Source organism: Rhodopirellula europaea 6C (genome assembly GCF_000338295.1).
GTDB lineage: Bacteria > Planctomycetota > Planctomycetia > Pirellulales > Pirellulaceae > Rhodopirellula > Rhodopirellula europaea.
In genome coordinates this window covers 203592-220415 of sequence record NZ_ANMO01000120.1, presented here as the reverse complement: position 1 = coordinate 220415, position 16824 = coordinate 203592, and the positions used below count along the sequence as shown (strand labels likewise).

17 protein-coding genes are annotated in these 16824 nt (G+C 55.3%); 9 read left to right on the top strand and 8 right to left on the bottom strand.

Features of this window, described 5'->3' with window-relative positions:
• The first annotated feature begins 20 nt into the window (after window positions 1–20).
• The 4 genes from RE6C_RS13755 (at window position 21) to RE6C_RS13735 (ending at window position 6372) form a co-directional block, all read left to right on the top strand.
• Window positions 21–2810 carry a DUF1553 domain-containing protein gene (locus RE6C_RS13755; RefSeq protein WP_008657428.1) on the top strand — a complete coding sequence of 930 codons (2790 nt, stop codon included), beginning with the start codon at window positions 21–23 and terminating at the stop codon, window positions 2808–2810.
• Window positions 2807–4273, top strand: coding sequence for a DUF1501 domain-containing protein (locus RE6C_RS13750; protein WP_008657426.1), 1467 nt, complete (start codon window positions 2807–2809; stop codon window positions 4271–4273). The genes RE6C_RS13755 and RE6C_RS13750 overlap by 4 nt, the downstream gene beginning before the upstream one ends.
• Window positions 4274–5422: 1149 nt before the next feature.
• Complete coding sequence (locus tag RE6C_RS13740) at window positions 5423–5815, top strand: CoA-binding protein (RefSeq protein ID WP_008657422.1); 393 nt, start codon at window positions 5423–5425, stop codon at window positions 5813–5815.
• Window positions 5812–6372, top strand: a complete 561-nt coding sequence (locus RE6C_RS13735) for a GNAT family N-acetyltransferase (RefSeq protein WP_008657421.1) — start codon at window positions 5812–5814, stop codon at window positions 6370–6372. The genes RE6C_RS13740 and RE6C_RS13735 overlap by 4 nt, the downstream gene beginning before the upstream one ends.
• A 32-nt stretch (window positions 6373–6404) precedes the next feature.
• Here RE6C_RS13735 and RE6C_RS13730 read toward each other — a convergent pair whose 3' ends face one another.
• The 5 genes from RE6C_RS13730 to RE6C_RS33250 form a co-directional block, all read right to left on the bottom strand.
• Entirely contained in the window at window positions 6405–7568 is a 1164-nt protein-coding gene (locus tag RE6C_RS13730) for a hypothetical protein (protein ID WP_039961994.1), read from the bottom strand.
• A gap of 50 nt (window positions 7569–7618) precedes the next feature.
• Complete coding sequence (locus tag RE6C_RS31675; protein WP_008657419.1) at window positions 7619–7777, bottom strand: Lacal_2735 family protein; 159 nt, start codon at window positions 7775–7777, stop codon at window positions 7619–7621.
• A 243-nt stretch (window positions 7778–8020) separates the two neighbouring features.
• Window positions 8021–8416: a thiol-disulfide oxidoreductase DCC family protein gene (locus RE6C_RS13725; RefSeq protein WP_008657418.1), complete on the bottom strand. Its 396-nt coding sequence runs from the start codon at window positions 8414–8416 to the stop codon at window positions 8021–8023.
• The gene (locus RE6C_RS33255) at window positions 8409–8717 is read right to left on the bottom strand and encodes a heme-binding protein (RefSeq protein WP_261340120.1); all 309 of its coding nucleotides are present in this window, start codon (window positions 8715–8717) and stop codon (window positions 8409–8411) included. The genes RE6C_RS13725 and RE6C_RS33255 overlap by 8 nt, the downstream gene beginning before the upstream one ends.
• Window positions 8717–9019 carry a heme-binding protein gene (locus RE6C_RS33250; RefSeq protein WP_008657416.1) on the bottom strand — a complete coding sequence of 101 codons (303 nt, stop codon included), beginning with the start codon at window positions 9017–9019 and terminating at the stop codon, window positions 8717–8719. The genes RE6C_RS33255 and RE6C_RS33250 overlap by 1 nt, the downstream gene beginning before the upstream one ends.
• 93 nt (window positions 9020–9112) lie before the next feature.
• Between RE6C_RS33250 and RE6C_RS13710 the strand changes: the two genes are divergently transcribed.
• The 3 genes from RE6C_RS13710 to RE6C_RS32470 are packed head-to-tail and all read left to right on the top strand — an operon-like array spanning window position 9113 to window position 9887.
• Window positions 9113–9454, top strand: coding sequence for a hypothetical protein (locus RE6C_RS13710; protein WP_008657414.1), 342 nt, complete (start codon window positions 9113–9115; stop codon window positions 9452–9454).
• Window positions 9451–9726 (top strand): TIGR03643 family protein, encoded by a 276-nt coding sequence (locus tag RE6C_RS13705; RefSeq protein WP_008657412.1) that lies wholly within the window; start codon window positions 9451–9453, stop codon window positions 9724–9726. The genes RE6C_RS13710 and RE6C_RS13705 overlap by 4 nt, the downstream gene beginning before the upstream one ends.
• A 5-nt stretch (window positions 9727–9731) precedes the next feature.
• On the top strand, window positions 9732–9887 hold the full coding sequence (locus tag RE6C_RS32470; RefSeq protein WP_008657411.1) for a DUF8622 domain-containing protein: 156 nt from the start codon (window positions 9732–9734) through the stop codon (window positions 9885–9887).
• A 481-nt stretch (window positions 9888–10368) separates the two neighbouring features.
• Here the strand turns inward: RE6C_RS32470 and RE6C_RS13695 are convergent, their stop codons facing one another.
• From RE6C_RS13695 to RE6C_RS32210, 3 genes are all read right to left on the bottom strand, one after another.
• Entirely contained in the window at window positions 10369–10836 is a 468-nt protein-coding gene (locus RE6C_RS13695; protein ID WP_008657407.1) for a DUF1569 domain-containing protein, read from the bottom strand.
• Between the two features lie 160 nt (window positions 10837–10996).
• Entirely contained in the window at window positions 10997–11257 is a 261-nt protein-coding gene (locus RE6C_RS13690; protein WP_008657406.1) for a hypothetical protein, read from the bottom strand.
• A gap of 122 nt (window positions 11258–11379) precedes the next feature.
• Window positions 11380–11643, bottom strand: coding sequence for a hypothetical protein (locus RE6C_RS32210; RefSeq protein WP_160167208.1), 264 nt, complete (start codon window positions 11641–11643; stop codon window positions 11380–11382).
• Between the two features lie 322 nt (window positions 11644–11965).
• Between RE6C_RS32210 and RE6C_RS13680 the strand changes: the two genes are divergently transcribed.
• Together RE6C_RS13680 and RE6C_RS13675 are read left to right on the top strand one after the other, a co-directional pair.
• Window positions 11966–13366: an efflux RND transporter periplasmic adaptor subunit gene (locus RE6C_RS13680; protein WP_236618193.1), complete on the top strand. Its 1401-nt coding sequence runs from the start codon at window positions 11966–11968 to the stop codon at window positions 13364–13366.
• Between the two features lie 11 nt (window positions 13367–13377).
• Window positions 13378–16818 carry an efflux RND transporter permease subunit gene (locus RE6C_RS13675; RefSeq protein ID WP_008657402.1) on the top strand — a complete coding sequence of 1147 codons (3441 nt, stop codon included), beginning with the start codon at window positions 13378–13380 and terminating at the stop codon, window positions 16816–16818.
• Window positions 16819–16824 lie beyond the last annotated feature (6 nt).

Sequence of the window (16824 nt, the reverse complement as noted above, 5' to 3'; positions counted from 1 at the left end):
CCAGGTGCAGGCGGATCGACATGAATCATCGACAAACGACGCTCGTGTTTTTCGCGCTAGTACTCGTTGTTTTCAACATCGAATCAATCCATGCGGAACCGGTGGATTTCGAAAAACAGATTCAGCCCATCTTCGCTGCTCATTGTTTGGAATGTCATGGTCCAGACGCACACGAGTCCGGATTGCGACTCGATCAACGCGGCAACATGCTTCGCGGCGGTGACTATGGCGAAGCGACGATCGTTCCCAACGAACCGGATGCGAGCTTTTTGCTCCGTGTGGTGAACGGGGATGAGCCCGATATGCAAATGCCTCCGGAGGGACCGCCGCTCTCACCGGACCAAGTGTCGCTGTTGGCACGCTGGGTCCAGGAGGGAGCAAATTGGCCAGGGCAAATGGATGCGGAAGCGGATGAGGTCGAAAGCGACCATTGGTCGTTGCAACCCATCGCCGATATCCAACCGTCGCTGAGTCAAACGTCGCAGTCGCACCCGATCGACGCTTTTGTTGTCGAGACGCTGAATCAGCGTGGACTTGAGTTGTCGACGCAAGCCGATGCCGCAACCTTGGTTCGACGCGTTTCGCTGGTCTTGACCGGGTTGCCTCCAACCCCGGAAGAGGTGCGTGCGTTTGTCAAACACCCCGAGGGTTTGGAAGTCGCCTACGAAGAGCTCGTCACCCGGTTGTTGGATTCACCACGTTATGGCGTGCGATGGGCCCAGCATTGGTTGGATGTGATTCGGTGGGCGGAGACGGTTGGTTTTGAAACCAATTCACCTCGCCCCAACGCTTGGCCCTACCGCGATTGGATTATCAAGTCGCTGAATGACGACAAACCATACGATCGATTTCTCTTCGAGCAACTGGCGGGCGACACCGTGGGCGAAGACGCCGCACTCGGTTTTTTGGTCGCCGGTCCGGCCAACTTGCCGGGCCAAATCGGACGCGACGAAGAAGCGATGCGACAAGCTCGCCAAGACGAACTGGACGAAGTGATTCGCACGGTCTCACAAGGATTCTTTGGACTGACCATCGGCTGTGCCCGCTGTCACAACCACAAGTTCGATCCGATCCTGCAACGCGACTACTATTCCATGCAAGCGGTTTTTGCTGGGCTGACTTATGGTGAACGACGTCTTCGCGGAGAACAAAACGATGCGATGGTCGCACAAGTCCCCGCGGTACGGGACCAATTGAAAGCCTTGCGGTCCGAGTTGGAGACCTTGCGAAAAAACCATGATCTGCAGCCGGCTTTGGTCGACCTGCAAACAGAATCGTTTTCTCCGCAACTTGCATCCTCCGTCAGGATGAACATTCAAGCGACCGCGAATGGGGCTCCCGCATCGTTGTACGAGTTCGAGGCTTGGACGGTCGCCACCGATGAGCAGCCCGCTCGCAATGCAGCGTTGGCATCAAGCGGTGCTCGACCATCGGCATCCGGTTTCGCGTTGGCGAATCAAACTCGGCACTTTGACAATCTGGTCGATGGTCAGACGGATCGTCGTCAAGCGTTCCCATGGGTTTCTGACAAAGGCGGTCCGGCTTGGCTGCAGGTCGACTTTGAAGAGCCAGTGATGATCGATCGAGTGGTCTGGGATCGAGGCAGCAGCGTGCCGGTGGACTACACGATCGAAGTACAGCTTTCGGGATCCGCTGAGTGGCAGAAGGTTGCCACTCCCAGAAACCGAATGCTGCGTGAAGACGACCAGCGAAAGGCAGATCTGATCCAGCTCGCGAATTTGGATTCCGTTCAAGTGCAAGCGTTGGTTGGCAAGCTCAACCAAATCCGTCAAACGCAAAAGAAATTGAACCGTTTGTCGGGCGGTCCCAAAGTCTACGCCGCAAGCTTCAAGAGCTCACCGGAGCCTACTTGGTTGCTTCGTCGCGGCGATGCCATGCAACCAACCAAGAAGCTGCCTCCCGCGATTCCCGTTGTACTGGGGGATCTGGGAATGAACGTGGATCAACCCGAGCCGGATCGTCGTGTCGCACTGGCGGAACACCTGACACGTCCCGATCACCCGTTGACCGCACGAGTCATTGTGAATCGGGTTTGGCAAAAGCACTTTGGAACCGGATTGGTTGAAACTCCATCAGACTTTGGAGTCATGGGGGCCGCGCCGTCGCATCCCGAGTTGCTTGATTGGTTGGCATCGGACTTTGTTGCCGGTGGTTGGTCTCTCAAGCGATTGCATCGATTGATCGTGACATCCAAGACGTTCCAGCAGTCAAGTCAACCCAATTCCGAAGGCATCGCCATCGACGCCGGTTCGCGATTGCTATGGAGGTTCCCTGCCCGACGTCTCGAAGCCGAGGCGATTCGCGATTCGATGTTGGCGGCCAGCGGCAAGTTGAATTTGAAGATGGGCGGCCCCGGGTTTGATTTCTTTGACCGACGCGGTGGGCTGGCGGACTACACCGCAAAGGAAACGTTTGATGAATCGGGGTGGCGGCGGATGATCTACGCTCACAAGATTCGCATGCAAGCTGTCGATATCTTCGGATCGTTCGATTGTCCCGATGCCGGGCAAATGACTCCCAAACGAACACGATCGATCACGCCGATTCAGTCCCTCAGTTTGCTCAACAGTCCCTTTGTGAATCGGCAAGCGTCCTACTTCGCCGATCGAGTTCAAGCCGAAGTGGGCGACAGTCTGTCAGAACAAATTGATCACGCTTTTCAGATCGCTTTGTCCCGTTCACCGAGCGAAGTCGAACGAAGCAAAATGCATGATTTCGCGAGCGAACATGGTCTCGCACAGCTTTGCCGAATTCTGATGAACACCAGCGAGTTCTTGTATATCCAATGAAGCTTTCAAACATGCACCCTCGTTCGGCATTGCAATCCACTTCCAATCGCCGTCATTTTCTCGCGAGTGCTGGCGGCGGTTTGTCGGCGCTCGGTGTGGCAGCGGCGCTGGCCGATTCATCTCATGGTCCCGCTCCCGAGATTGATCCTGCGAATCCCTATGAGCCGCGACCGTCGCACTTTCCGGCGAAAGCCAAGAATGTCATCGTCGTCTTTTGTTCGGGGGCATTGAGTCACGTTGACACGTTCGATTTCAAACCTGAGCTCGAACGTCTTCACGGGCAGCCGATGCCTGGCAATGAAAACCTGGTGTCGTTCCAAGGGCCCAACGGCAATTTGACGCGGCCGCTATGGAAGTTTCGCCCTCGAGGCGAGAGCGGAAAAATGATCTCTGATCTCGTGCCCCACATCGGCGAGATGGCTGATGACCTGTGCTTCTTTCATTCGTTGACGAACAAGTCCAATACGCATGGACCCGCCGAGAATGTGATGAACACGGGATTTACATTCGATGGTTTTCCCAGCATGGGAGCGTGGGTCAACTTTGCCTTGGGCAGCGAAAACCGTGACCTGCCATCGTTCGTCGCGATGGAGGACCCGCGTGGCATGCCGCAGTCGGGACCGAACAACTGGGCCAATGGGTTTCTGCCCGCAGCGTTTCAAGGCACACCGTTCAGTACCACCAAACCAATTCGCTACTTGGACCGTCCCGATTCAATCTCCACTAAGACAGAACTCGCATCACGCGAAGCACTCCGGTTTTTGGAACAACAAACCCAGGATCGTTTTCCCGGTGACCAGCAACTGGCCGCACGGATGGCCAGCTATGAATTGGCGGCTCGAATGCAGTTGCAGGTTCCCGATGTGGTGGATCTGTCAGGGGAACCAAAACACATTCTCGAGTTGTATGGTGCTGACAGTTCCAACAAGACCAAAGCCGATTTTGCAAACAACTGCATTCTCGCTCGGCGAATGATTGAGCGGGGCGTTCGGTTCGTGCAGCTGTTCAACGGAGCATACGCATCGGGCGGCAAGATCAACTGGGACGGCCACAGCAAGCTCAAGGAACAGTACGACGTCCACGGTGAAATCTTAGATCAGCCGGTGGCTGGATTGCTCAAGGATTTGAAGCAGCGTGGGCTATTGGAATCAACACTGGTCGTCTTCGCCACGGAGTTTGGTCGAATGCCAATGTTCCAAGCCGGAACGTACGGTCGCGACCACAATCCCAACGGGTTCACGTGTTGGTTGGCGGGCGCCGGAGTGAAGCCGGGATTCAGCTACGGTGCGACCGACGAATTTGGTTTCCGGGCTCAGGAAAACGTGATGACCGTGCACGATTTTCACGCCACGATCCTTCATTTGATGGGATTAGATCACAAGCGGCTGACGTTCTACCACAACGGAATCCAACGCCGCCTGACCGACGTTCACGGTGAAGTGATCCACGACGTTTTGGCCTAGCCCGAGGCAGTATATTGGACCGCAGAACCGAGAATGAAGTTCCAGCGTCAACGCTTGAGGCAATGTTCAAACCATCGGGAGGGATACGGGATGATCCCGGCCGAACGAAATTTCCGACGCGGTGGTGCTCCGACCCGGTGGAATCCGGCACGGATTCTCGGACTTCACTGAAAACTTGGTGACGCAACAGCGTGTTCAGGTTCATGCAGGCAGAGCCTGCGGTCCGAGTCGTCGGTCAATCACCTTCCAAACGAATCCTCCTCTATTCTAGTCGGCAGTAAGTCCGACCGAACCTGCGAGTCGCCAGCACTCAGCGTCTGAGCCTCTTGGGTCTCCAAAGTGGGGAACACTTCGAGTGACTGAACCGCTGCCGGCAAGTCAGCCTCACCAGCCGGAGCCCACTTTTTGACTGGCTAGTCGGTCGGCCATCCGAACAACGCACGACAAACGCTATGCTTTGTCGTTGGATTGCCATTCGAAGTCGAACCCACACTTCCGCTAAGGCAAGGCAGCAGCTCCGAGGATCGAACTCGGCACAACCTGGATATCGGAAAGGCCTGAACAACCCGCCATCGACTAGCATGTGTTCGTTTCGCGAATGCCGATTCCGTCGGCACATCACTTGTCTGTCAGTGGGCAGGAGACGCTCGAATCCTCGTCTGCGGAACTTCAGACCGCCGCCCACGCTACCCAACTGAGCAGCCCCGGTGATTCAGTTACCAGCTCAAATTGGGTTCGTTGTCGTGACCCGCGATTTGATGCGGAAACGAAGAAAGGCTCGATGTCTGCGTGACACTGAGCCTTCAAGTAGAAGGTAGTTCGCTTTTGAAAGCGAGTGTCACATCAGACGTGGGAATGCCGGGGCATTGCCATTCGACGGCTCGCAATGGATTCCAAGGGAGGCGAAGAAATTCCTTTCGTGTATCCGTTCGAGTCGACTTGCCTGCTGTTTGGTAGACATCAGAAAGCACTTGCTAGCCTTTTGGGTCTCGATTGGGTTGTGACTCGCGTGGACTAACGTCGGTCGGTTCTTAGGTAATTGGCGCATCAGGTTTGCTCGGGTTCGCGAACGAAGCAAAACAGTTCAAAATATATCTCCGCCGTCCACGTCCAGCCAATTACTGTGCAACTTCAAAGGTGCTCACAAAGATGGATTCCATTCAACAATTTCTTTCCGCCGAAACCTTCGCAGTCGCCGGTGCATCGGCTCGCACGCACAAGTACGGTTACAAAGTCTTCAAAGCTTTGCTGGACGCCGGCCGAGAAACCTATCCGCTCAATCCAATCACCGAAGAGATCGAGGGGCACAGGGCATATCCGAAGATCGCGGATCTACCGATCGTGCCGGAGGCGTTGTCGATCATCACACCGCCTGAGGTGACTCAACAAGTCATCACCGATGCAATCGAGGCGGGAGTGAAGCACATCTGGATGCAGCCCGGAGCGGAGCATAAACAGGCCAGTCAATTGGCTCGAGAAGTCGGCGTCAACGTGATCGATGACGGGAGTTGCATCCTCGTACTTCTCGCTCGTCAATCATGAACGCTTGCGACGTTACGATCCGCGCAGCCCGCGAACACGAACGCGACGAGATTCTTTCGGTTCACCTCGACGCCTTCGGGGATGAGGAAGGTCCGGTGATCGCTAAGCTCGTCGGTGAGCTTTTGGATGACCCGACCTCTCGACCCATCGATTCGCTGGTTGCTGAATCTGATGGGCATCTTGTTGGTCATGTGTTGTTCACTGCTGTCACGGTTGAGCCCGACGAAGCCCAGGTGAGACATCTGATTCTCGCGCCATTGGCGGTTGTCACCGAAAAACAAAGCCTGGGCATCGGCGCTCGTTTGGTTCGCGAGGGTTTTCGGCGGCACTCTAACGACGAGGCGGGACTTATTTTCGTACTTGGCTACCCGGACTACTATTTGCGTTTCGGCTTCCAGCCTGCTGGACCTTGTGGCTTTCAGGCTCCCTACCCGATTGCAGACGAGCATGCTGACGCGTGGATGGTGCGTGAGTTGGTTTCGGGGGCAATTGAACAGCACAAAGGCATCGTTCGCTGCTCGAAAGCTCTGGACCATCCCCAGTATTGGCGAGAGTGACAGCCGGCGTCTTCTGGTTGGCCGCGCCGGACTCAATCGGTCGGCAACATCACCCACAACTCGGGACGGCCGACGTTGCAGTGCACCGCTCGGACGAGCATTCCCATGCAGGCCCAGGAGACGAACAGCGTGATTCGTGCGGCATGCCACGTAATTGCCGTGTTACTGGAGGTCAGGGTACGGCGATTTTCAACGCTCGGGACGGGATGAAAGACTGTTTCAATGAAAGCGGAACGTCGCGGCTCATCGTCCTGCAAAGCATCGAGAGTCTTAATCGTTTGCTGAAAAGCCTCTGGTGATGCACCGGACTGCAGAATCTTTCCGTCAATCGCGTAAGAGGCTTGGCGACTGAGCGTCGGCAATGTGAGCAAGCCGAAGAAAGTCCAAAGAGAGAAGGCTAAACATGTCATCGAAAGCCCCGCCACGCTCGTAACATCCGCTCCCGGCAACATGGTCGACAACGAGAAACCCACGATCACCCAGACGATTGCAAGCAGCAAGCCACGTGTTCGGCTACCACCTTGAATCGCTTCAAGTCTTCGTGCGATCACGATCGCTAGCTGCTCCGGGGAAAGTTTCGCGAGCATGTCCGCCGGTAGCACAACAGTCTCCATTCCGGGGAAACCTGCAATGCCGCCCGTGAAGCCGGTGTCGTGATGCTCAAGAGTCATGATCCGACGCGGCGTCCAACCCCACGCAGAAACGATAGCTTGAGCCTGCTCCATTGCCGCGATAATCTCTGGATTTGGTGACTCGTGATTCTGCAACGCCCCTACGAGCTTGGCCATCTGAAGCTGTGATCCGACAAGAATGATCCCGGCGCCTGCGATAGCAAGAATGGCACCGGGGACGCCAAGCCAGCGTCCCATGAAAAGGATCGACAGGCTGGTCGCTAGGTATAGCAAGCTCTGAATGAGAACACCGCGGAACCATCCTGAAAGAAAGGTTCTCAGCGAGATGCTCTCTGATCTCCAGCGCTTCGGAAGCAAGAAGCCGCCGAGCAGATCCATTGGAAAGAGCAAAGCAGCCAAGCTACCAAGGAGCAACACGAGAGCAGTGAAGTCACCAGTTGTCCATGACTCGGAGTCGGGGAGAATTTCAAGTGGGTACTGTGTCAGAAGCAGGACGGCGCTAAGCACGACAATCGACCCAACGCCGAATATGCCAAGCAGCAGACGAGCACGGGCGTACGTCATCGTTGGATCCCAATCGTGAATGGCGGTTATTTGTCTAGGACCTGCTGGCTTTAGGTCTGCTTTTCGAGTTCATCGAGTTGTCGACCAATCTCTTCGGCCTCGGCACGCTTCTGGTCGCTCTTTTTCCGATTCACGGTTGAAAGATCGAATGATTCCTGCATGAGCTTGTTGTACTTGGTTTGAAGTTTATCTTTGCTATTTCCAAACATGGCTGATGCCTTCCATCAAGGATTGTTGAAGAAGTGATCGATGAAGCCGTACACGAAATTGAATGGCTGTTTGGTTCGTCGTCGTGCGCTGCATGACCTCATAGGCTGTTCATTTGCTGAGCTGTACCGCGTTGGCGGCGGTTAACCAGACGCCTGCCGGGGCTAACGTCCGTCGGCTAATTGTTGTCATTCGGTATGCGACCAATTCAACAGGCAGCAAATGCTGGGAATAACCGTGAAGAGTCAGTTGACCTCACAAGTTCCTGCGTTGCATCGACCGGTTAGTCGGAGTCGATTCTTTGCGAAGACGCGGTACCCGCGATCGAGTCCCTGCGAAACGCCGGGAAGTCGAGTGAGCGATACAAGCGGAGAAAGTCCCACGGCCGCATACAGACGACGAAAAACCTCAACGCCGATGATCCAAGATCCATCCGGCAGTCTTCCTTGGATCTCCTCCATGAACTCCTGCATTGTCTTGCCGTAGTCGGCCGGATTGAAGATCGCATCAGCGATATCAGTGAACCGAATTCGGTTCTTGCGATCCATCCAGCGAAGCATCTTGATCTCACGAACACACAACGGGCAATCGCCGTCGTAGAACACTTCGACCTGCCAATTTTGTTGGGTGGTTTCACTCATCGGATACCTGTTTGGTTTGAGATTCGTCGCTCGGTTGCTTCAGGCGTATTAGGGTCTCATTTCGGCGAAGCGGACCGGGCGTGGACTGCGGGGCATATCCGGCTGCTTCGGCTTTCGTTTCTCCTTCGAGTCCACAGGCCATGATCCACTGCCGCAACTTCGCTTCTTGCTTCTTAGAGAGTTTTGAATCCATCTGACCTGAGAATCGAATCACGGCGAACCGGCCGCCGTCGCGTTTGCGGACTGGAACACCGTCACTCTTAGGGTCCGGCACGCCTTCGACGGCCACTTCCTTGGGCATCACGAAGCCCATTGAAACGTCCGACAGGCCGTTTTCGCCTGCATGAAAACCGGCGTGGTCATCGCAATCTTTTGGTCGCTGTCATTGTTGCCGCTGATCAAGCGGAACAAACGTATGAAATTGCCGTCATGACCTCGCGTATCCATCTTTGAGTTCGTGGCCGCCAGCATCAGGTCCGGGTTCTCGCGGATTTCGATGTCGCCATCGGACTCGTATCCGGCTCTCGCTGTTATCGTCCAGGCGACCGTTCCGATCACCGCGAAACCAGTGATCAGTCCGCGGCATAGCATTTTGCGTTTCATGAGTCTGATTCTCTTGGTAATTGCAATCCGTCTAATTCTAGGAGCGTGGGAAGCAAACGCAGGGCTGGGTTTGACACGGGGCAACCATAGGGGATGTCAAAACAGAAATTCGAAGAGCTTTGCGAGGCGGTTCCGCATCGTTACGAGTTGCAGGACCGCTACCTCGAATTGACGCGGACGTTGCTGCCAGCCGAGGGCCGAAAGAACCGCTGGGTGGTCACTGCAGACCATTGCTTCATGAGAATCATTCTTGATCGATTGTTTGGCGACTGTTGGTACAACCACCTGGATCGCCGGCTGACAGCTTACAAGCAGTTGGGCAATGAACAGCTCAGCCGTTGCGTCGCGATGGCCGAACAACTTTTGGCCGGAGACACCGAAAGCCTCGAAGCATGGAACCGAGACAGCTTGCGATGGCGAGGCAAACTAAAATGAGCGATCGGGAGCAAGAATTAACCCGCGGCGAGATCGACCGCGTCATCATGATGGCGTGGGAAGACCGGACCAGCTTTGACGCGATCCGCGATCAGTTCGGGCTCTCGCCCGGTGAGGTCATTAAGCTGATGCGACGTGAGATGAAACCGAGTTCGTTCAAGATGTGGCGAAAGCGAACGCAAGGGCGAACAACGAAACACGAAGCCAGGTTTGTTGAAACCGATGCCGGAGATCAGCCAAGACGTTTCCGAGCCAAATCACAACGCGGCTGAAGCCGATGGCGAAGATTAAACGCGGCCGCACCAAGCCCTGCAGCCGCTGCGAAAAGACGAACGACGTGCTTTACCGAGTCCGCGTCGGTGAAGACGGCGAGTGGATTTTTGTTTGTTCTGGATGCCTCGACCAAGTCAAACCAGGCAACCCGCACTATTAATATGGCGGCACCTGGAAAAGCAAGAAGCGTCACTAACTCGAGCCGGACCCCGCATCACCGGAACCTCTGGTGCCATGATCCGCCGGATGGACGACCGGATAGCTGCGAAGCATCACGTGTAGTTGGTGCATGTCTTGCTGCGTTTCATGTTGAATAACGCAGCCCGATCGTGACGACGTCAATCGCACGCGGGGTGGATTCATTTTGGCAAGTGTTGTAAGCGGCCTGCGAAGGCCGCACCGTTGCTAACGGCTCTGCCGGCGGCAACTGTGCATTGGTTGTCGCCAGCAAGGCGCGTGCGATGAACCATCGTGGCGTGGCTTGTGCAGTTCGATTGACCATTGCTTGCAAGATCGCAATAGAAGCCCAATTGTCCGCGTTAGAAAAACGCCATCGACTGCGAGAGCAGAGCCGCGTAAAGAAGTTTGCTCTTGCCAGTCCAATCCATTTGTCTACCGGAACTCAAGTCGCCAGATGACTTTCAATGCTTTGACGTTGTGGTTGTGCGAGAAACTTCCGGCACAACGAAACTCAAGTGATGTGCGATGTGCCATCTCTGCAGGAGCAACCATTCTTCGCGTGAAAGGCGACCGAGCATCGGATAGGACGCTGCAAACTCGGTGTCAGGGTGCATCAGCCTTTCCGCGAGCTCGTAGAATCGCTTGGCGACGGTTTCTTCGTCAGCATGCGGGTCTGGGATCAATGGTTGGGGAGCCTTGCCACGAAGCTTGGAGGGTTTTCCTTTCCGAAGCGTCGGCATCATGAGCAGCCTGAAAATTGGTCGCAGAATCGCGGGAAAAGTGAAGTCAGCTCCATCGACGGTCATTTGCATCGAGCGATTCAAATGGTCGAGTATCTGAGCCAGGCTCCATGTCCCGGCCAGTTGATAACCATACTCACGGAGATGCCGAACCTCATCGCAGGCCTCATTCAAATTCTTGAATGTCAAATCAGATCGCTGTATCGGTCTCGGCGTTGCGTTCTTCATTACGTTTCTGATTCGAATTCGGTGGGATTTGCATCATTCCTGGTGGGGCACCGCGGCTCCTGTGGGTTTCGACGCTTGGCTGCGTGAGCATGGTTTTTAACACAATCTCACGCAAAGCGAACTAAGTCGATATCGTGATTACTTCACCTTCATAAGAACGAGACGAGGAAGGTGGGGCGCCGGCGTCTTCGCTTCCGTCGCTGGAGTCTTCGCCGCTTTCGAATTCAGATCCGCGATCGCTGCGCAAGCCACTTCCGCCACCGGCAGCATTTTCGACGTCTAATCCGTCGCCCGAGTCGTCCGAAGCTTCGATGCGTTTGGAACCCGAGCATTCGATGAAGAACAAGATTGCGAGTGTTCTGAGTCGAATCTTAGAATTCATGGCAATCTGGCTCTGGAGGTGTCCTCCGCTAACAAGCGGAATACTGAACTACTCACAATCTGCTTTGTTAGTTACACTAAAGGAAATTGTTCTGGAGCTTCACTTTGCATCGACTTATCGCACTACTGATCATTCCGTTTCTCGCGGTGGGGCAGCCATGTCCCCACTCGCACGGAGGATCGTTTGCGCAAGGTGACCATGCTGCTCGGCCCCACGTCCATGTTGGACACGGGACACATGATCACGGCGACCATCATCACCACGATCATCATGGCGGTGAGTCCGACGGCACGACCAGTGACCTGCCGATCGACCATGATGCTGATGCCATTTACGTTGGCGGCGGCCAATTCTTCCTGCCGCACACGGACAATGCACGAAGTCATGTTGAGGTTGACATCACGGTATTTTCCAGGCCCGATCGCGAGCTCTTAAGCGTCGAACAAAGACCTCTTGTGAATGGGCATCCGATACCCATCGAGAAGCGTCTACCACTCTTTCTGTTGCATGCTGCGCTGAGGCTATAGGAATCGCTAGGCGAAAATTGACTTCGCCTTCCGGCTTTCCTTCTAGTTTCTGGCCTAACACTGATCGTCGAATAGTGCGATCGGTTCGAGGCTGACTCCTCCATCGACTGACCCGGTAAATTGCCGCTTGCGCACTTTGTCGGTGAGAGTCCGAGACCAATCAATGAAGAATCTGAAGTGGGTGAAATCCCTCGTAGGACCACTGCTGGTGATTGCCGTTGTTGCAGGCCTTTGGGCATATCGAGATCGCCTGATTAAGACGACTGCGTCGGAAGACGATGCTAGTTCCGAAGCAGCATCGGGCAGTAGCGAACTGGAGATTTTGGAGCTAAGCACGCAAGCTCGCAAAAATCTGAACTTACGCTCCAAGGCAGCCCGGCCAACCGAGTATTGGCGGACGATCACGATTCCTGGAAAGGTAGAAGATCGGCCTGGGATATCTGATCGCGGAGTCACTTCGCCGGCTGTTGGCTCCATCGCCGACATTCATGTCTTCCCTGGCGATACGGTTCGTCCTGGCGAGCGTTTGGTAACGATCGCACTGTTCAGCGAATACCTGCAAGCGACTCAAACGCAACTCTTCAAGGCGACGCGAGAAATATCGCTTCTTCAAAAAGAAATCAATCGCCTCTCCGGAATCGCCAGTTCGGGCGGCATGGCGGGATCGAAGGTGATTCAGATGGAAGACGACATTCAGCGGCAAGAAATACTCACGCAAGCGGCAAAACAAGAATTGCTCAGCCGCGGACTCTCACCATCTCAAGTCGAACAAGTTGTGCAAGGCAATTTCGTGTCGACAATTGAAGTCAATGCTCCGCCACCGAGAGAGCTTCCAGCAGCCGAACGAAATAATGACCCGTCACCCGTTTCCCAAGCAAGCTTTGTCGTTGCGAGCGGAAGTGAACAGCTGATCGCCTATGAAGTTCAGTCACTCGAAGTGGAACTCGGGCAAACCGTTCAAGCGGGCCAATTGATCACTGGCCTCGCGAACCACCGGCATCTCTATGTTGTCGGCCACGCGTTTAAGCGAGAAGCGGGGCTTCTTGAAACGGCAGCCCAAGAGGCACGAGAGATCGAGATCGAGTTCTCCGATGATAATGCGGAACTTTGGTCGCCCCTGGATCAGTCGTTTCAAATCCGGCACCTGTCAAATTCAATTGACGTCGAGAGCCGTACCTTCGATTTCTTCGTTCCTCTCGAAAACCAATCACGAAGCTACGACAAGAACCGCGAGACGTTCTTGATTTGGCGATTCCGGCCGGGCCAGCGAGCACGGATTCATGTGCCCGTTGAGAAACTCGAAGAAGTCTTCGTTCTTCCGTCAGAAGCATTAGTAAGGGAAGGCCCCGATGCCTTCGTCTACCGACAAAACGGGGACCTGTTCAATCAAATCGCAGTCAACGTTTTGCATGAAGACCGCCGCTCAGTCGTCATCGCCAATGATGGAAGTATCACGCCGGGGACCTTCATCGCCCAGAACTCTGGTGCTTCACTTCGTCGCGTCTTGAAATCGCAATCGGCCAGTGGCCAGCAGCCTGGCCTGCACGTCCACGCCGACGGCACCGTCCACGCAGCCCATTAAGTGTTGGTGCCATGTTAAACGCAATCATTCGTTTTGCTCTCCGCTACCGGATGTTGGTGATGATCGCCAGCCTGGTGCTGCTGGCGTACGGTTCTTACCTCGCGACGCAGATGTCGATTGATGTCTTTCCCGACCTCGATCGACCTCGCGTGGTGATCATCACCGAGGCACCAGGGCTTGCGACAGAAGAGGTTGAAACACTCGTTACTCAGCCGATCGAGATCGCGTTGATGGGCGCTAGTGGCGTGCAGGCAGTCCGCAGCCAAACCACGGCAGGCCTCAACGTTCTGTACATCGAATTCGATTGGTCGACCGAAATCAAAACCGCTCGGCAAACGGTCAGCGAACGTCTATCGACATTGGAAGGTGTTCTTCCCGAAGGCATCCGACCTCAGATGACACCACCGTCATCGATCATGGGGCAAATTGTGGTCGCAGGGATCTACCGACAAGCGGGTCCGAAAGGAGGACAATTGGCGCCGATCCAGCGAACCAAGTACGTTGCCGAACGGGTCGATGCCGAGGGTGAGGATCAAATCTACGTTTGGAACGCCGGCGATCGACATCAAGTCGATCAATGGCAGCAAGTCGATTTCCAAGTCGTCAGGCTCGATCGCAATCCTAGCGATGAATCACTGGCGGCCGAAGCCACGCTTCAAATCGACGGCCAGCGATACGCGATGCCGTTTCCGACCGAAGCGAAACAGTTGCTGGAACTACGCACCGTCGCCGACTGGATCATTCGGCCTCGTTTGCTGAAGGTCTCTGGCGTCGCCGAAGTCTTCATGCAAGGCGGTGATCGTAAGCAGTATCAAATCTTGCTGGACCCGACTGCGCTTCTGGAGTACGACGTCACCGTCCAAGAAGTCGAACAAGCTCTTCGCGAAAGCAATATCAACACCAGCGGCGGATTCGCAACCACCGGCGAAACGGAGCGCCCGATTCGTATCCTCGGACGTTTAGGTACCGGTGCACGGAGCGTCATGGACGACCTGCGGAAGATACCCGTCGTTCGACGAACCAAACGGAGTGTGCTGCTGGAGCAAGTCGCCCGCGTGGTCGAAGGCCCCGAATTGAAGCGTGGTGACGGCAGCGTGAACGGTCACAGCGGGATCGTTTTCACGGTCGTTAAACAGCCGCATGTGGACACACGAAAACTGACAGACGATATTGCCGCGGCGTTTGACGAGGTCGAAGCTTCGCTGCCGCCGGACATCATCATCAATTCCGAACTCTTTCGTTTGAAGAATTTCATCGACCGCGGAATCTTCAATGTGGCCGAAGCGTTGGTCATCGGAGCGGTGTTGGTCATCATCGTGCTGTTTCTGTTCCTGCTGAACTTTCGAACGACCTTCATCACGCTGACCGCCATTCCGATGTCGTTGGTGATGACGACGCTGGTGTTTCGCTGGGTCAGCTGGTTTAGCGGCACCGAGCTGTCTATCAACGTCATGACGCTCGGTGGCATTGCCGTCGCGATGGGCGAGCTTGTCGACGATGCGATTGTCGACGTCGAGAACATCTTTCGCCGACTGAGGGAAAACAACCACCGGCCTGAGCCGAAACCGCCGCTTCATGTCGTTTACGAAGCGAGCAAAGAAATTCGCAGCGCGATTCTATTTGGCACGGTGGTCGTCATCTTGGTCTTCCTGCCGTTATTCGCACTCTCGGGAGTGGAAGGACGGTTGTTCGCTCCGCTCGGATTCGCCTACATCGTCTCCATTCTTTCATCGTTTCTCGTTTCGCTGACCGTGACTCCGGTCCTGTCGTACTACCTGCTGCCCAACTCAAGTGCGACTCACCGGGACCAAGACGGATTCGTCTTGCGAGCGATGAAGGCACTGGCCACGCCGCTGATCCGTTTGAGCATGGCGATGCCCGGAAGCCTGCTTGCCATCACCTGGATCGTCGTTGCAATCGCGGCATGGCAGTTATCGCAGCTCGGAAAGAACTTTCTACCGGCCTTCGATGAAGGCAGCGTGCAGGTCAACGTCACGATGCCACCCGGGTCTTCATTGCAAGCCTCCAATCAAGTGTCCGGAAACATCGACGACGTGTTCTTGTCGATGCAGCGTAGCCCGTCCAACCCCGACGGCGAGATCCTCAACTTCGTCCGGCGCACCGGTCGAGCGGAGATGGACGAGCACGCGTCGCCGGTCAACTTCGGCGAATACATCCTGAGCATGAATCCCGAGGTGGATCAGGATCGCGAGGAGATGTTGGCGGAGTTGCTGGAGCGGATCAAGGACGAGGTGCCGGGCGTTGACATCGAAGTCGAACAACCGCTCGCGCACCTGATCAGTCACATGGTGTCCGGTGTCTACGCTCAGATTGCCATCAAAATTCACGGAGATGACTTGGACAAGTTGCTGTCACAGGCCGAACAGGTGAAGTCGTCCATCCAAGACATTCCGGGTATCACGTCGCCGATCATTGAACCGATCCGAATGACGCCCGAGCTGCACATTCAGCTACGTGGTGATGATCTTGCTCTTTATGGATTGACTCGCGAGTACGTCGCTGATGTGCTGCAAACGGCGTTGCAAGGCGAAGTCGTCTCGCAAGTACTTGAAGGACAACGGCGTTTTGACTTACTGGTGCGATTGGAAGAAGAGTATCGCACGGACTACGCCAATCTTGGCCGATTGCGAATCGACCTGCCGCACGCTGAAGGCCAAGCGGAACGCGGGCAAATTGAATTACACGAGGTCGCGACGATCGGCGAGGGGACCGGACCGAACTCCGTCAACCGAGAAAACTCGCGACGCCGGATTGTCATTCGATGCAACACGCAAGGTCGGGACTTGGCGAGTGCCGTCGAAGCGATCAAAGGTCGACTGAACCAGGATCTCGAACTGCCCGTCGGCTACTACGTCGAGTACGGCGGTCAATTCGAGAGCCAGCAGAATGCGACCCGCTTGATCATGGTGCTGGCGGGAGTTTCGGTCATCGGCATGTTCGGTGTGCTGATGATTCTGTTCCCGTCCGTTCGTGTGGTTCTGCAAATCTTGAATGCACTACCGACAGCGTTCATCGGTGGGGTGATCGCGTTGGTGCTGACAAACCAAAACCTGACGGTCGCGAGCCTGGTCGGCTTCATCTCCCTGGGTGGCATCGCCGTTCGCAATGGAATTCTGCTAGTCACGCACTACTTCCACTTGATGAAGGAAGAAGGAGAAGGGTTCGGCACAGACATGATCATGCGTGGCAGCCTGGAACGACTGGCTCCCGTTCTGATGACGGCACTGACGGCCGGCATCGGATTGATCCCACTGGTCATCGGAGGACAGGAGCCTGGTCGAGAAATTCTCTATCCCGTGGCGACTGTGATTCTTGGTGGCCTGATTACCTCGACGTTTTGTGAGTTCCTGATACACCCGGGACTCTTTTGGAAGTTCAGCGGTCAAGACACCAAACGGATCTTGGACGCTGAGGAAGTTACCTCGATTTGAAGGATC

Coding starts and splice junctions, on each gene's coding strand:
- RE6C_RS13755 (WP_008657428.1), top strand. CDS start 21: ATGAATCATCGACAAACGACGCTCGTGTTTTTCGCGCTAGTACTCGTT.
- RE6C_RS13750 (WP_008657426.1), top strand. CDS start 2,807: ATGAAGCTTTCAAACATGCACCCTCGTTCGGCATTGCAATCCACTTCC.
- RE6C_RS13740 (WP_008657422.1), top strand. CDS start 5,423: ATGGATTCCATTCAACAATTTCTTTCCGCCGAAACCTTCGCAGTCGCC.
- RE6C_RS13735 (WP_008657421.1), top strand. CDS start 5,812: ATGAACGCTTGCGACGTTACGATCCGCGCAGCCCGCGAACACGAACGC.
- RE6C_RS13730 (WP_039961994.1), bottom strand. CDS start 7,568: ATGACGTACGCCCGTGCTCGTCTGCTGCTTGGCATATTCGGCGTTGGG.
- RE6C_RS31675 (WP_008657419.1), bottom strand. CDS start 7,777: ATGTTTGGAAATAGCAAAGATAAACTTCAAACCAAGTACAACAAGCTC.
- RE6C_RS13725 (WP_008657418.1), bottom strand. CDS start 8,416: ATGAGTGAAACCACCCAACAAAATTGGCAGGTCGAAGTGTTCTACGAC.
- RE6C_RS33255 (WP_261340120.1), bottom strand. CDS start 8,717: ATGCCCAAGGAAGTGGCCGTCGAAGGCGTGCCGGACCCTAAGAGTGAC.
- RE6C_RS33250 (WP_008657416.1), bottom strand. CDS start 9,019: ATGAAACGCAAAATGCTATGCCGCGGACTGATCACTGGTTTCGCGGTG.
- RE6C_RS13710 (WP_008657414.1), top strand. CDS start 9,113: ATGTCAAAACAGAAATTCGAAGAGCTTTGCGAGGCGGTTCCGCATCGT.
- RE6C_RS13705 (WP_008657412.1), top strand. CDS start 9,451: ATGAGCGATCGGGAGCAAGAATTAACCCGCGGCGAGATCGACCGCGTC.
- RE6C_RS32470 (WP_008657411.1), top strand. CDS start 9,732: ATGGCGAAGATTAAACGCGGCCGCACCAAGCCCTGCAGCCGCTGCGAA.
- RE6C_RS13690 (WP_008657406.1), bottom strand. CDS start 11,257: ATGAATTCTAAGATTCGACTCAGAACACTCGCAATCTTGTTCTTCATC.
- RE6C_RS32210 (WP_160167208.1), bottom strand. CDS start 11,643: ATGACTTCGTGCATTGTCCGTGTGCGGCAGGAAGAATTGGCCGCCGCC.
- RE6C_RS13675 (WP_008657402.1), top strand. CDS start 13,378: ATGTTAAACGCAATCATTCGTTTTGCTCTCCGCTACCGGATGTTGGTG.